15 protein-coding genes and 3 tRNA genes are annotated in these 13,091 nt (G+C 48.0%); 9 read left to right on the top strand and 9 right to left on the bottom strand.

What is annotated here, in order from left to right:
• Positions 1-26: 26 nt before the first annotated feature.
• From yjjG to M2371_RS12980, 3 genes are read right to left on the bottom strand one after another with little or no spacing between them, the layout of a single operon-like run.
• Positions 27-704, bottom strand: coding sequence for a pyrimidine 5'-nucleotidase (yjjG, locus tag M2371_RS12970; protein WP_172893175.1), 678 nt, complete (start codon positions 702-704; stop codon positions 27-29).
• 18 nt (positions 705-722) lie between these two features.
• On the bottom strand, positions 723-1,166 hold the full coding sequence (gene rimI / locus M2371_RS12975; protein ID WP_034498644.1) for a ribosomal protein S18-alanine N-acetyltransferase: 444 nt from the start codon (positions 1,164-1,166) through the stop codon (positions 723-725).
• Positions 1,135-1,557 (bottom strand): DNA polymerase III subunit psi, encoded by a 423-nt coding sequence (locus M2371_RS12980; protein WP_115627238.1) that lies wholly within the window; start codon positions 1,555-1,557, stop codon positions 1,135-1,137. The genes rimI and M2371_RS12980 overlap by 32 nt, the downstream gene beginning before the upstream one ends.
• A 107-nt stretch (positions 1,558-1,664) precedes the next feature.
• Here M2371_RS12980 and rsmC point away from each other — a divergent pair, with 107 nt between their 5' ends.
• From rsmC to M2371_RS13000, 4 genes are all read left to right on the top strand, one after another.
• Positions 1,665-2,696, top strand: coding sequence for a 16S rRNA (guanine(1207)-N(2))-methyltransferase RsmC (gene rsmC / locus M2371_RS12985; protein WP_034498648.1), 1,032 nt, complete (start codon positions 1,665-1,667; stop codon positions 2,694-2,696).
• 120 nt (positions 2,697-2,816) lie between these two features.
• Positions 2,817-2,903, top strand: a tRNA-Leu gene (locus M2371_RS12990).
• A gap of 29 nt (positions 2,904-2,932) precedes the next feature.
• Positions 2,933-3,019 (top strand) — tRNA-Leu (locus tag M2371_RS12995).
• Positions 3,020-3,053: 34 nt separating this feature from the next.
• Positions 3,054-3,140, top strand: a tRNA-Leu gene (locus M2371_RS13000).
• 52 nt (positions 3,141-3,192) lie between these two features.
• Here the strand turns inward: M2371_RS13000 and M2371_RS13005 are convergent.
• A complete protein-coding gene (locus M2371_RS13005; protein ID WP_259267962.1) occupies positions 3,193-3,432 on the bottom strand; it encodes a DUF1435 domain-containing protein in 240 nt (79 codons plus the stop codon).
• Between the two features lie 271 nt (positions 3,433-3,703).
• Here M2371_RS13005 and M2371_RS13010 point away from each other — a divergent pair, with 271 nt between their 5' ends.
• Together M2371_RS13010 and fhuF are read left to right on the top strand one after the other, a co-directional pair.
• The gene (locus tag M2371_RS13010) at positions 3,704-4,768 is read left to right on the top strand and encodes a diguanylate cyclase (protein WP_259267902.1); all 1,065 of its coding nucleotides are present in this window, start codon (positions 3,704-3,706) and stop codon (positions 4,766-4,768) included.
• Positions 4,769-4,885: 117 nt separating this feature from the next.
• A complete protein-coding gene (fhuF, locus tag M2371_RS13015) occupies positions 4,886-5,677 on the top strand; it encodes a siderophore-iron reductase FhuF (RefSeq protein WP_172893170.1) in 792 nt (263 codons plus the stop codon).
• A gap of 50 nt (positions 5,678-5,727) precedes the next feature.
• On the opposite strand, the gene M2371_RS13020 is transcribed toward fhuF, so the two are convergent.
• Positions 5,728-7,074: a PTS sugar transporter subunit IIC gene (locus tag M2371_RS13020; protein WP_034498658.1), complete on the bottom strand. Its 1,347-nt coding sequence runs from the start codon at positions 7,072-7,074 to the stop codon at positions 5,728-5,730.
• A 254-nt stretch (positions 7,075-7,328) separates the two neighbouring features.
• Here M2371_RS13020 and M2371_RS13025 point away from each other — a divergent pair, with 254 nt between their 5' ends.
• Entirely contained in the window at positions 7,329-7,787 is a 459-nt protein-coding gene (locus M2371_RS13025; protein WP_034498661.1) for a YbaK/EbsC family protein, read from the top strand.
• Between the two features lie 49 nt (positions 7,788-7,836).
• Here the strand turns inward: M2371_RS13025 and M2371_RS13030 are convergent, their stop codons facing one another.
• The 4 genes from M2371_RS13030 to pobA form a co-directional block, all read right to left on the bottom strand.
• Positions 7,837-8,541: a LuxR C-terminal-related transcriptional regulator gene (locus M2371_RS13030; RefSeq protein ID WP_259267903.1), complete on the bottom strand. Its 705-nt coding sequence runs from the start codon at positions 8,539-8,541 to the stop codon at positions 7,837-7,839.
• Between the two features lie 21 nt (positions 8,542-8,562).
• On the bottom strand, positions 8,563-9,213 hold the full coding sequence (locus tag M2371_RS13035) for a LuxR C-terminal-related transcriptional regulator (RefSeq protein ID WP_259267904.1): 651 nt from the start codon (positions 9,211-9,213) through the stop codon (positions 8,563-8,565).
• Between the two features lie 183 nt (positions 9,214-9,396).
• A complete protein-coding gene (locus M2371_RS13040) occupies positions 9,397-10,275 on the bottom strand; it encodes a helix-turn-helix domain-containing protein (protein ID WP_172893167.1) in 879 nt (292 codons plus the stop codon).
• A gap of 39 nt (positions 10,276-10,314) precedes the next feature.
• Positions 10,315-11,499 (bottom strand): 4-hydroxybenzoate 3-monooxygenase, encoded by a 1,185-nt coding sequence (gene pobA, locus M2371_RS13045; protein ID WP_259267905.1) that lies wholly within the window; start codon positions 11,497-11,499, stop codon positions 10,315-10,317.
• Positions 11,500-11,800: 301 nt separating this feature from the next.
• Here pobA and M2371_RS13050 point away from each other — a divergent pair, with 301 nt between their 5' ends.
• Complete coding sequence (locus tag M2371_RS13050) at positions 11,801-12,577, top strand: threonine/serine exporter ThrE family protein (protein ID WP_259267906.1); 777 nt, start codon at positions 11,801-11,803, stop codon at positions 12,575-12,577.
• Positions 12,568-13,041, top strand: coding sequence for a threonine/serine exporter (locus M2371_RS13055; RefSeq protein WP_034498674.1), 474 nt, complete (start codon positions 12,568-12,570; stop codon positions 13,039-13,041). The genes M2371_RS13050 and M2371_RS13055 overlap by 10 nt, the downstream gene beginning before the upstream one ends.
• Positions 13,042-13,091 lie beyond the last annotated feature (50 nt).

The following is a 13,091-nucleotide window of genomic DNA, read 5'->3' on the forward strand; positions in this document are numbered from 1 at the left end:
TGCGTTGTACCCAAGGGTTGATGCAATTATGAATTACACAACAATCGCTCCAGTTCACTTAGTGAGGCAACTTCCCAGGTCGGTCGGATGCCTTCCGGCAAACTTCTTGCGTGGGCATTGAGCCAGCAGGTCGCGATTCCCGCATTCATGCCGCCTAAAATATCGGATTCTGCGGTATCGCCAACCATCAATACGCGATCGCGCGGCGGATGGCCCATTTGCTCAAAGGTATAGTCAAAAATTTTACGATCGGGTTTTGCGACACCCACTTGTTCGGAAATCACCAACAAATCGAAGTAATCCCGCAGGCCGGTACGCTCAAGTCGAATTTGCTGCAACGCCGTAAAGCCGTTGGTGATAATGCCTATTTTTACTTTATCTTTTAGGGCATTAAGCAAAGACACCGCGCCAGGCAATGGCACACAAATCTCAGCCATCGCGTTGAGGAAAGCGGCATTTAAATCGCCAGCAGGCACTGACAATCTTTCCGACCAACCCTGAAAACGCTGATGCTGCAAATGAAGGGCGCTAATGGCACCGTTCTGATAATCGACCCACAAAGGTTTGTTAACAGCCTGGTAATCCTGGAAATCTTCAGCGGTAAACGTCACGCTATAATCAAGAAACATCCGCTGTAGGCCGCCGAAAGCGTCGAAGGTAAATAACGTTTCGTCAGCATCAAATAAAATCCAGTCCCAGTTCATCAACACACCTTTTTCAAATTAGCCTAACGGTAATGCCATGATGATGGCATCTTCGCGACCCTCTTTTGTGGGGTAGTAGTTACGGCGAATCGTCGCCTCGTTAAACCCCAGGCTCTCATAAAGTGCAATCGCTGCCGTGTTCGACGCGCGCACTTCAAGCCAGAGGGTAAACACATCTCGCTTTTCCAGTTCGCTGATTAAATGCTCCAGCAACTGGCGGCCCAAACCCTGACGTTGAAAATCAGGATCGACCGCAATATTAAACAGCGTCGCTTCATCCAGTACGACTTGCGTCACTGCAAACGCCGCCATCTTGCCGTCTACGTCGAGACGTAAATTTAAATAGCGCTCACCTTCGTTACTGGCGAAGGTCTTTTCACTCCATGGGAAAGCATGGCTGCGAAGTTCAATGGCGTATGCCTGGCTCAAGTCACTGGTGGTGAGGGAAGAAATCGTTTTCATGTTCGCAAATTTGCTGCCACAGCGCCTTTCGCGCCGCGCCATTGTGATAAAGCTCGTTTAACTCGGGAGTCGCTAACTGCGCACCTGGAATGGGGAGCGTTTCACTCACACCCAATCGCCAGCTATTACAGCGGCTGTCAGTTGGCAGCATTGCAGCTCGTTCAGGCGTCAGTTGCATAACCTGCTGTACGCTCAGATTTAAACTGCGCAAAACATCGTTTACCAACGGATCGCTGAGATCCGGAAGGTCTTCGGCAACCATCAGTAATTTGACGTTTTCATGCAGTGAGACGGCAATTTCGCCCTGTAACGCGGCCGGGCGTCGCAGCTCCCATTGGGTAATGCCCAGTTGTTGTAACAACCAGTCACGTCGCAAAGGTATATGAGGCATAGCGAAACCTGTTGAGAGTGCCAATTGGGGCGCAAATATAGCAAATTCATCGAATATGCGCCATTAAAGCTCTATAATCGCCGCTCTGCTTTAATAGGAGTGTCCTGATGTCTGCGTTAACCCCGGCAAGTGAAGTGCTGCTGCGCCATAGCGATGATTTTACCGAGAGCCGCGTGCTGTTTGCCGGTGATTTACAAGACGATCTGCCGGCCCGTTTTGAAACGGCTGCAAGTCGCGTCCATACACAACAATTTCACCACTGGCAGGTTTTAAGCGCACAGATGGGCGAAGACGCGCAATACGGCCTGGTTGCTGATGCCAGCACCCTTGGCGATTGCAATACCCTGATTTATTACTGGCCGAAGAACAAGCCAGAAGCTCAGTTCCAGTTGATGAACATTTTGTCGTTGATGCCGGTTGGCAGCGACATTTTTGTGGTCGGTGAAAACCGCAGCGGCGTTCGTAGTGCTGAGCAAATGCTCGCAGAATTCAGCCCGCTCAATAAAATCGACAGCGCGCGTCGTTGTGGCTTCTATCACGGTCGTCTGGAAAAACAACCGCAGTTTGATGAACATTCCTGGTGGGATGAATATCAACACAATGATATGACGATCAAAACTCTGCCAGGCGTGTTTAGCCGTGATGGTCTGGATACCGGCAGTAAACTGCTGCTTTCCACGCTCACTGCGCATACTAAAGGCAAAGTGCTGGATGTCGGTTGTGGTGCGGGTGTGCTGGCAGTAACGCTTGCCAAACACTCTCCAAAAGTCCGTCTGACTTTATGTGATGTTTCTGCTCCAGCTGTTGCTGCGAGCCGTGCAACGCTTGCTGCCAATGAAATCGAAGGCGAAGTTATCGCCAGTAACGTCTATTCCGAAGTGAATGGTCGTTTTGATATGATTATCTCTAACCCGCCATTCCATGATGGCCTGCAAACCAGCCTTGATGCAGCTCACCAGCTGATTCGTGGTGCGGTTCGTCATCTGAATATGGGCGGTGAATTGCGTATCGTGGCTAACGCCTTCCTGGCGTATCCAGACGTGCTGGATGAAACGTTTGGCAACCACGAAGTTATCGCCCAGACAGGTCGTTTCAAAGTTTACCGCTCAGTTGTTATGCGTGGCGTGAAGAAGCGCTAACACTTTGTTGTGCCGCTTTTTGCAGCGATTAGAAAAGCGGCGCTAAATTAACTGTTGACGACGCGCAGAAAACATCTAGAATGCGCCTCCGTGGTTACAATACTTCGGTGTTGTGGGTATGCGAAGGTGGCGGAATTGGTAGACGCGCTAGCTTCAGGTGTTAGTGTTCTTACGGACGTGAGGGTTCAAGTCCCTCTCTTCGCACCATTAACCACGCAAGATATCGTTCGCACTGCGCGAAGGTGGCGGAATTGGTAGACGCGCTAGCTTCAGGTGTTAGTGTTCTTACGGACGTGAGGGTTCAAGTCCCTCTCTTCGCACCAATGCGAAGGCGATATCTTAGATAAGACTTGATTTGCGAAGGTGGCGGAATTGGTAGACGCGCTAGCTTCAGGTGTTAGTGCTCTAACGGGCGTGAGGGTTCAAGTCCCTCTCTTCGCACCAACTCTTATCACCCTCTTCTCGCTTCACTTTTGTCATTCTCAGTTTTACTTCCCTATTTCATTACTTCCAGATTCATCATCACAAGCGCAAGCCCACTGGCAAATGCAACGCATGATGGCAACAGCACAAAATGACGTAACCGTTTATGGTACAACATGCCCGTGGTCGCCAATAATCCCAATACAATCAGTACCCGCCACTCGCTAAACGTAAGATCAAGACACAGCAAAGCAGAGACAATCCCTCCAGGAATCAATACTCCCCACCCGCTTTCTAACCGCCGTTGTAAAATCATAGCTATTGCACCAAGTGGTAATGATAACCAATATCATATGATATAATTTCTCGTTTGTCAGCATGGTGTATTCACCGTTTTACATTAGAAATGTTAAGCATTCCTCATCATCTGATGACATATTTTCCTTAAGGTGATAGATTGAGCAGCGATGTTAAATCCATAAATAAAAACTATATAATCACATTGAATCATCACTTCACCTGTATCTTTTTATAATATTATTCAACAACATAACGTTGAGCATGAGTGTAAGAACTATTTTGATATGACAGCAACAACCTGGCGCGCATTACTCAAAGGGAAGCATCAACTCTCGTTGCGTTTATTTTTATTACTGAACGCATTCTCTGCGGGATTTAGTATCGTGTCGCCGTCAGCCAACACTCAACATTTCACCGTGCCCATCATCATGGTGCTGGTGATCAGCATGTCGTGTCTGCTTTGGCAGTTCATTAACAAAAAGAAACTAATTAATATTAATATGGTTTCGTTAATTATTGGGCTGCTTTGGGCCTGGCATATCTATATAAAAGTCAGTGCGATGCCTGTCGTCGATCTTAATTTCCTCATTATCGCTTTATTGGCGATATTATTTATTGGCTCGATTTCTTTTATTAATAATATCCAGGCCTTTTTCGCATCATGCTTGCCCGCAACCGCCGTCATTTTATGGCTCGACCATGGCGCAAACTGGCCACGTGTATTGTATTCAGTCGTCCTCCCCGGTATTGGCATCACGATTCAACATATCATTCAGAAACGTAATGATAATTTCACCCGTCGATTGATGGATAAATTACTCGAAGAAAAAGAAACGCTTAATGATTTGAGTATGCTCGATCCACTCACGGGTTTGTATAACCGCCGTGGGTTCCGTAACCGTCTTGATACCATCCTGGCGTTAGGCTCAGGACAGCATTTCGTTCTGCTGTTAGATATTGATCATTTCAAAGCCTACAACGACAACTACGGTCACAGCATGGGCGACCAGGCTCTGACGCATGTTTCAGCCGCGATTCGCGATGCAGTTCGCTCACGTGATGTCGTTACGCGCTATGGCGGCGAAGAATTTATGATATTGCTGACGGATATTGATGCCGAACGCGCCATTCAAACGGCAGAGCGAATTCGCCAACGCGTGTACGATTTGAAAATCCCTCACCTGTTTAATGACGACGTCGCCACTCATGTGACCGCCAGTATTGGTATCGCAGCACTTGAGCAGTCCGATATTGAAGAAGCACTCCGCCAGGCGGATACCGCACTCTATCGGGCAAAACGTCAGGGTCGTAATAGCATCCTGATTAGCGATTCACTGCTACCGGCTTAAACCAATACCGCATGACTTCCTCCCTTTTTTATTGCGCATAAAATGGCCTTGCCAAAGGCATTATCTATAGATAGGATTGGCAATCATTATCATTTGTATTAGTGGTCTTGTTTGTCGATGGCGTTTCAATCTACACAGTTTGATGATTATCTGGCGTGGCAACCGCCTTTTGCGAGCGTACAACCCACGCTTGCGGATGAGCTACGGGCATCATTCACCGCGCACAAACCCTATTTCAACGACATCATCAAACTCAACGAATCTGCGCCCGCAAACAGCCTGACTCTCCGCCAATGGTCGCAACCCGCAACCCTTGCCTCCCTTCTTGCCAGCTACAGTGACCATATTTATCGTAATCAGCCGCAGCTTGCCCGTGAGGGAAAACCGCTAAAGTCTCTTTGGGCGCAATGGTATCTGGGTTTACTGGTCCCGCCGTTGGTGATGGCGCTCGTGACGCAGCCACGGGCGTTGGATATCGATCCTCAGCGCATTCAGGTGGAATTTCACGAAACGGGTAGAGCCGCCACCTTCTGGTTAGATATTCAGGAAGACAAAGTTGCCACCACCCAGCCGTTAGTTCAACGCCTGGAAAAGTTGCTTGTTACCGGGCTAATGCCGGTGGTTGATGCTCTGGAAAACAGCGGCGAAATTAACGGGAAACTTATCTGGAGTAATACTGGGTATTTGCTGAACTGGTTTTTTGGTGAGCTTAGAGAACTGCTGGATGAATCGACCATTGCCGAATTACGCCACGCCTGTTTCTTTGAAAAACAGCTGAAAAATGGCCAGGACAACCCGCTCTATCGCACCGTTATCCTTCGTGAAGGTTTGTTGGTTCGCCGTACTTGCTGCCAGCGCTATAAACTGCCGGATGTTCAACGCTGTGGTGATTGCACTTTAAAGTCATAAAACAAAACGGCGGGTTTCCCCACCGTTTCATCTCATTTCTCACTATCCAATTAAGCCGCCTGTTGACTCTCTTCTCCAGACGCTTTTTGTGCTTCTTCTGCTTCTTGTTCCAGCAATTGCTTCTCGTACACTTTGAAGAACGGGAAGTAAATGATGGCAGAAACAACGGCCAGCAGAATTACCAGAATTGCTGCGCGGAAGTCCCAACCCAGTGCCCATGCAGCGCCGATAGGTGCCGGAGCTGTCCATGGTACAACTGAAATCACACGCCCGATTAAATCCATCTTCATTGCTCCCCAGGCCAGAACGGCGTTCACCATTGGTGCCAGCAGGAAGGGAATAAAGAACACTGGGTTCATGACGATTGGTGTACCGAAAATGACCGGCTCGTTAATGTTGAAACAGGTAGGAACGATACTCAGGCGGCCAATTGAGCGCAGATGCGCTGACTTACTACGCAGGTAGCAAATCACCAGCCCCATCGTTGCACCCGAACCACCCACTACAATGAAGAACGTCCAGAACGCTTCCATAAAGATATGTGGCAGCGGTGCACCTTGCGCCAGTGCGCTCTGGTTCATACCCAGGTTGGTCAGCCAGAACATTTGCAGCATACCGGAAACGATAGCCGCACCGTGAATCCCGGCAAACCAAAGCAGGTGGCCAATCAGCACCGCCAGCAGAATCGCAGGCAATGAGTCAGCCGCAGATACCAGCGGTTTAAACACCGACATAATCGCTTGTGGAATCAGCATATCGAACTGCGACTGAATAAACAGACTCAGCGGGTAAAGCGTCAGCACCACAACCAGAACCGGAATCAGGAGATCAAATGAGTTTTTGATCATCGGTGGCACCTGGTCTGGGAGTTTGATCCCAATATTGTGCGCTTTAAGGAAACGCATCATCTCAACGCAATAAATCGCAACCAGGATCGCAGTGAAGATCCCCGTTCCGCCAAGGCTATCCATTGGCATAACGCCTTTAGTTTTCGGTGCCGCCACCAGCAAAAATGCCATCAGCGAAAGCATCGCGCACATGAACGGATCAAGGCCGTGCGACTTCACATAGTGTTTACCGAGGTTGTAGGCAATAGCCGCACAAATGTAGATAGACATAATGCCCATCGTCATATCAAACGGCGTCAGAATTTGCCCTTCAAACTGTTTTGCCATGTCCAGCCACGCACGCGCAAAACCCCAGGTGGTGGTTGGCGAGAATGGAGGATATGCAAAGACCAGCAGGAACGAACCGACAATCATAAATGGCATCGCAGAGATAAACCCATCACGGATCGCCATCACGTGGCGTTGTGAGGAGATTCGCCCGGCGACAGGGCTAACGTAGTTTTCTACAAAGCGAAATATCAAATTAAAGGCTGCATGATTCGTAGACATAGGCTGCTCTTATTATTGGATACAGGAAGGTGACCGTTTCAGTATTCATCGCTATTTCACGCACTGCAACCGGTTACTGAAACCGGTTGCAGTGATTGTGAAGAAGATCGAGAAATCACCGAATCTTTAGCTTCTTTAGGCATTTCACATCACAACATCACCCTTTCACTCAGCATCCAGAGGGCGAATTTCACTGGTTTACATATAGCACAGACTTATGCCAAATTATTTGCTGGCTAAAATGGGAGAAAAGCATGAGCCTGCAGTCCGTCCGGCAATTTTTTGCCGAAAACGCCCCTGATATCGACATCATAGAACTGAACCAAAGCACGGCAACGGTGGCCCTGGCTGCAGCGGCTCATAATGTTGAACCGGGTCAAATTGCTAAAACATTGTCGTTGAAAATAAAAGATCAGGTCGTGCTGGTTGTCGCGAAAGGTGATGCACGTCTGGATAATAAGAAACTCAAAACCGTATTTGGTGCCAAAGCTCGCATGTTAAGCAGCGACGAAGTGGTTATCTGGACAGGCCACCCCGTAGGCGGCGTTTGCCCATTTGGCCTGGAGAATCCTTTAACGGTTTATTGTGATATTTCACTGAAACAGTACGAAGAGGTTTTACCCGCGGCCGGGGCGACTCATAGCGCGGTACGGATTTCCCCAACTCGCATGGCAGAACTCACCGCCGCACATTGGGTCGATGTTTGCCAATAAACAGAAAACTGAGGATAGGCTAACTCTCCTCAGTCATACCTGACAAACTTCACATTACCGGGTTGCGCGGCGACAAATTCAGCTCCTGCATACCCTGTTCGCTGATCATCCACGCATACATTTCAGCATCACTTTTCAATGACAGACGACGCAGCGCACTGCTTTTTTGCGCACTGACGGTTTTATAATTCTTCTCGAGCAGTGTCGCAATTTGCGTCAATTGCCAACCTTTGCTGATTAGCCGTAACACGCGACGCTCAGAAAAAGTCAGATTCGTACTGACCACTTCCGCACGAGTTGATTGCGCCGCTTTCTCTTGCAATAACAGCCTGCTAATTCTTTCGACTTCGCCGCCGCAATTAAAGACATGCTCAATAATACTGCCCATCGGCTCATGCAAAGAAAGTAATGACGTTCTGGAAGTCAGCAGGCGTTCAATAGCGATATTTGTCAAATGGGCGGGCAAGGTAATAACCCAGTGAACCTGTCGATACTGATTTTGCAGTGAATTAAGGAGTTCACATTCATTGAAAATTTCTTGCAGCGAACTGTCTAACTCAAGTACCACGACATCAATCTGGAGCAATACTTCGGGTGTAAGCTGTGAGTAATCAGACAGTAAAACCAGCGATGACTGCGGCGCTTTCTCCGCCATAATCACCTGTAAACCCTCACACATTAATGGCCGCTTACTCACAATGGCAGCGCGACAGAATGGATTACGCAAAAAAATCCTTGTTTTGCTTTCCTGCATTTTTATCTCCTTATAAAACCGCTATTTTCCTGACAACGCACAACCTAAAACGTGAAGATCTTTCTCGCAGTTTAGTCCCAGTTTTTCCATGGCATGCCTTTTGTGCGCACTCACCGTTCTGATATCGCGCCCTAAGTTATGCGCCACCTGGCTAACATTATGTCCAAGGAATAATTGCCCAATGACCTGAACTTCGCACACCGTTAACTCAGTGGTAATTCTTTCTTCCAGGATACTTTTAACGATCGGGCTACACAGCATTGACTTGGAATTAAAAGATTTACTGACCAGATCGGAGAAAGTCGCGGTTGGCTCATATTGGGAAATAATGACTTTTACCCCCAAAGCGGCAATATAATTCAGCACGCTGACTTTATGATTACGAGTGTAAGCAATGATATTCGCTGAAGGTTGTACCGTTCGGCACCAGTTAATAAATTTTATCTCTTCGGCAAGTTGGCTGGTTGATTCACTGATATTTAAAAGGACCATGACGTCAGGTATTTTTAAAACCACCGAGTAAGCTTCATCCAGTCGTTTGATAACCTTAACTAATCCATTTATTTTTAACTGAGTCTGTAGCGTATTGACGATTCCTGCTGCGGTTAATACACAAGGCATCACAACGATTACGGGGCTGGAAATATTATTTACAGTGATATTATTTTCCATATCATTCCTTTGACTAATATATAATAAACTATAAAAAAGGAAGGATAAGACTTCTCAGTAAACATTTAAAACAGAAAGAGATATTTATGATGAAATATTATTTCTGTTAGTGACATTATTTACATATTGCTTTTTATTTTAAATTAGCCATAGTTAATAGTGCATTAATTTTCATTAAATATATTACATTTCATGAATGGGATGATTGCGAAAATCTTTTGGTGTCGTCCCGGTATAGCGGCGGAAAAAACGAGAAAAATAAGTCGCATCACTGAATCCAAGATATTCCGAGATCTGGCTTATCGTCATGCTGGTATAAAGCAAACTACGCCTGGCTTCAAGCAACACGCGCTGATGCAGAACGTTAAGGGCGCTACAGCCATAAAACTCATGGCACAAGTTGTTCAGATGAACGCTCGATAAACCCACCACCGTTGCATAATGCGTTACCGATAATTGCTCTCGATAGTGACGTTCCACTAATTGATTAAACTGATGAATAACAGAACGCTTTCGTTCAACACGCGAACTACCACTCGGCGCAGGAGCGCACTGGCGATTAAGCCAGACCAACAGCGCACCGATCAGCGAATAAAGCATCATATCTCGTGCCTCGCCCTGCCCTTGATACTCGTTCTGTAACGTGCTGAACAACGTATTAATTTGCCTGCGCGAATCCTTCACCGGGACGCAAGCAGCTTGCGCTAACACTTGTAAAGGTCGGCCAAATTGCTGTTCAAACTGGGCGATCAAAGGCGCTGAAAACGAAAGAATGTAACCCTGAGCGCCGGGTGAAAATTTAAAACCGTGTACGCACAATGCAGGCACCACTTGCAGACAGGCATGAGCCACATGATGCTTTTCACCTTCAATATCTATCTCTACCTGTCCTTTATGCAGATACAGCAACTGAACCAAATCGGCATGCTGATGAATACGAATATGCCATTCATAAAGACTGCTGCGACTGTGAATAGACTCACAATGCAGCAAATCCGCCGCAGGCCAAATGCGGCTTTCACCATAAAGTTTAAAGACCGGAATACCGGTGTTCAGACTCATACCATCCTCTTGTCCAATGTTGCGTCGAACAAGTGTAGTTTATTCAACGGATTCGAAAGCAAGCCCAACATAGTTTTCTGCAATCGTCGTAAGCCCGGCGCGTGATTTCAGGTAATACTCCCGGTCCGCCTGCTGCATCTTGCGATCAAACGCGTTCATGCCTGCAAAATCATGCAGCAGATTGGTCATAAACCAGCTAAAACGTTCGCCTTTCCAGACCCGGCGGAGCGCTATCGGTGAATAAGTTTCCAGCAGATCAGTTCGCCCTTCGTGATAAACCTTTTTCAAAATCCGGTACAGATAATTAACATCAGACGCCGCCAGATTCAGCCCTTTCGCACCAGTTGGCGGTACGATATGCGCAGCGTCTCCCACCAGGAATAGGTTGCCATACTGCATCGGCTCGACCACGTAACTGCGTAGCGGCGCGATACTCTTCTCAAGTGAGTGACCAGTCACTAATTTTTCTGCCAACTCTTGTGGCAAACGCTGTTTTAGCTCGCCCCAGAAGCGTTCATCGGGCCATGCTTCCACGTTATCGCTCAGCGGAACCTGCAAATAGTAGCGGCTTCTGGTTAGTGAGCGCTGACTACACAAAACAAACCCGCGCTCATGGTGAGCATAAATCAACTCATGATTCACAGGAGGTGTGTCAGATAACAGGCCTAACCAGCCAAAGGGATAAACACGTTCGTACTCTTGCGTGACTTGTGCAGGAATGGCTTTGCGTGAAACGCCATGAAACCCATCGCAACCCGCAATATAGTCACAATCAATACGGTAAGTTTCTCCCTGCTTTTCAAAAGTGACGTATGGGGAATCACTTTTGACATCAAACAATTGCACATTGCTGACGCCATACATTGAGACGGCATCCGTTGCCCGCCGCGCATCCATTAAATCTTGCGTGAGTTCAGTCTGGCCGTACACCATAACCGTCTTTCCCCCCGTCAATTCTTTGAGCGGAACAGGGATTCGCTGACCATGAACCAAAAATTCAACGCCTTCATGAACCAATCCTTCGGCATCCATTCGATCACTGACGCCCGCTTCCCGCAGTAAATCCACAGTCCCGCTTTCCAGAACTCCCGCCCGGATACGCCCTAAAACATGTTCGGGGGTTTGTCTTTCGAGCACGATATTGCTGATGCCTGCATTGTGCAACAATTGCCCTAACAACAAACCCGACGGGCCAGCACCAATAATGACGACTTGAGTTTTCATAGAATACGCTCTCTGCCCTACGGTTATATGAATGTTGCTTTTATGTTTCATAAATGCGCATTCATGCATTTTTATCGTCATCAGAGGGAAAAAGAAGGCCAAAATCGGACTGAAACGTGCACTTTTCGAAACTCACACTAAGAGTGTGGGCGAGTTCATATTTCGCCGAAATAGTGTGCGAAATAGGTTATCTGGCTAAATGTTGATCTGGCCCGCCTGAGTACGGGGGGTGGCCTATGTTAATAATGGGAGATGTTAAAATTTGAGCGGCGTCACCGCTTTCATCTATTAAAGGACAGGCATGTCGACAGAAGTAAACTTACAGCGCGATGTCACCCGCCTCTGTATTCAGTGCGGGCTTTTCTTGCTGCAACACGGTGCGGAAAGCGCACTGGTTGAAGAACTTTCCAGCCGTCTGGGCATCGCTTTGGGGATGGATAGCGTTGAAAGCTCCATTTCAGCGAACGCCATTGTTCTAAGTACCATCAAAGATAACCAGTGCCTCACGACCACGCGCAAGAACATCGACCGCGGCATCAACATGCACGTGGTGACGGAGGTGCAGCACATTGTGATCATGGCCGAACACAAGCTATTGGATTGCAAAGATGTTTTAAAACGCTTCGAGCACATTAAACCGCTGCGTTACCCACGCTGGTTGGTAGTGTTGATGGTCGGCCTTTCCTGCGGCTGTTTCTGTAAGCTCAATAAGGGCGGTTGGGATGGCGCATTTATCGCGTTTCTGGCAGGTTCAGTGGCGATGTATGTCCGACTGATACTCACCGCACGCCATTTACATCCACAGATTAACTTCTGTATCACGGCTTTTGTCGCCACGTCGATTTCAGGCTTGCTGATTGCCAAAGGGCCATTTGCCACCACATCAAATATTGCGATGGCGGCCAGCGTGTTGCTGCTGGTGCCAGGGTTCCCATTAATAAACGCCGTCGCCGATATGTTTAAAGGCCACGTCAATACCGGGCTTGCCAGGTGGGCAATGGCCAGTTTACTCACGCTTGCCACCTGCATTGGTGTGGTGATGGCGATGTCGTTATGGGGGCTGAAAGGATGGGAATAATCGACTTTTTGCTGGCGCTATTACAAGACATGGCGCTGGCGGCCATCCCCGCCGTGGGTTTTGCGTTAGTGTTTAATGTTCCGCAACGCGCACTGCCGTATTGCGCTCTGCTCGGGGCGATTGGTCACGGCTCCAGAATGGCGATGATGACCGCTGGTCTGAACATTGAATGGAGCACATTTATTGCTTCACTGCTGGTCGGGAGCATCGGCATTCAGTGGTCGCGCTGGTACCTGGCGCACCCCAAAGTCTTTACCGTAGCCGCCGTGATCCCGATGTTTCCGGGAATTTCAGCCTACACCGCCATGATTTCAGCCGTAAAACTCAGCCACTTTGGTTACACCGAAGACCTCATGATCCAGCTGCTTACCAACTTCCTGAAAGCGTCATTTATTGTGGGGGCGTTATCGATTGGCTTATCTATTCCGGGGCTTTGGCTTTACCGTAAACGCCCGCGAGTGTGATGTGTTTCAGGGCTTCGCTAACTCATCAGTGCTTTGCCCGCGCAAACTTG

This window comes from Buttiauxella sp. BIGb0471, assembly GCF_024807715.1.
GTDB classification, from domain to species: domain Bacteria; phylum Pseudomonadota; class Gammaproteobacteria; order Enterobacterales; family Enterobacteriaceae; genus Buttiauxella; species Buttiauxella agrestis.

What these genes read in the sequence shown, in the direction of transcription:
- yjjG (WP_172893175.1), bottom strand. Translation starts at nt 704, where the DNA reads ATGAACTGGGACTGGATTTTATTTGATGCTGACGAAACGTTATTTACC.
- rimI (WP_034498644.1), bottom strand. Translation starts at nt 1,166, where the DNA reads ATGAAAACGATTTCTTCCCTCACCACCAGTGACTTGAGCCAGGCATAC.
- M2371_RS12980 (WP_115627238.1), bottom strand. Translation starts at nt 1,557, where the DNA reads ATGCCTCATATACCTTTGCGACGTGACTGGTTGTTACAACAACTGGGC.
- rsmC (WP_034498648.1), top strand. Translation starts at nt 1,665, where the DNA reads ATGTCTGCGTTAACCCCGGCAAGTGAAGTGCTGCTGCGCCATAGCGAT.
- M2371_RS13010 (WP_259267902.1), top strand. Translation starts at nt 3,704, where the DNA reads ATGACAGCAACAACCTGGCGCGCATTACTCAAAGGGAAGCATCAACTC.
- fhuF (WP_172893170.1), top strand. Translation starts at nt 4,886, where the DNA reads ATGGCGTTTCAATCTACACAGTTTGATGATTATCTGGCGTGGCAACCG.
- M2371_RS13020 (WP_034498658.1), bottom strand. Translation starts at nt 7,074, where the DNA reads ATGTCTACGAATCATGCAGCCTTTAATTTGATATTTCGCTTTGTAGAA.
- M2371_RS13025 (WP_034498661.1), top strand. Translation starts at nt 7,329, where the DNA reads ATGAGCCTGCAGTCCGTCCGGCAATTTTTTGCCGAAAACGCCCCTGAT.
- M2371_RS13030 (WP_259267903.1), bottom strand. Translation starts at nt 8,541, where the DNA reads ATGCAGGAAAGCAAAACAAGGATTTTTTTGCGTAATCCATTCTGTCGC.
- M2371_RS13035 (WP_259267904.1), bottom strand. Translation starts at nt 9,213, where the DNA reads ATGGAAAATAATATCACTGTAAATAATATTTCCAGCCCCGTAATCGTT.
- M2371_RS13040 (WP_172893167.1), bottom strand. Translation starts at nt 10,275, where the DNA reads ATGAGTCTGAACACCGGTATTCCGGTCTTTAAACTTTATGGTGAAAGC.
- pobA (WP_259267905.1), bottom strand. Translation starts at nt 11,499, where the DNA reads ATGAAAACTCAAGTCGTCATTATTGGTGCTGGCCCGTCGGGTTTGTTG.
- M2371_RS13050 (WP_259267906.1), top strand. Translation starts at nt 11,801, where the DNA reads ATGTCGACAGAAGTAAACTTACAGCGCGATGTCACCCGCCTCTGTATT.
- M2371_RS13055 (WP_034498674.1), top strand. Translation starts at nt 12,568, where the DNA reads ATGGGAATAATCGACTTTTTGCTGGCGCTATTACAAGACATGGCGCTG.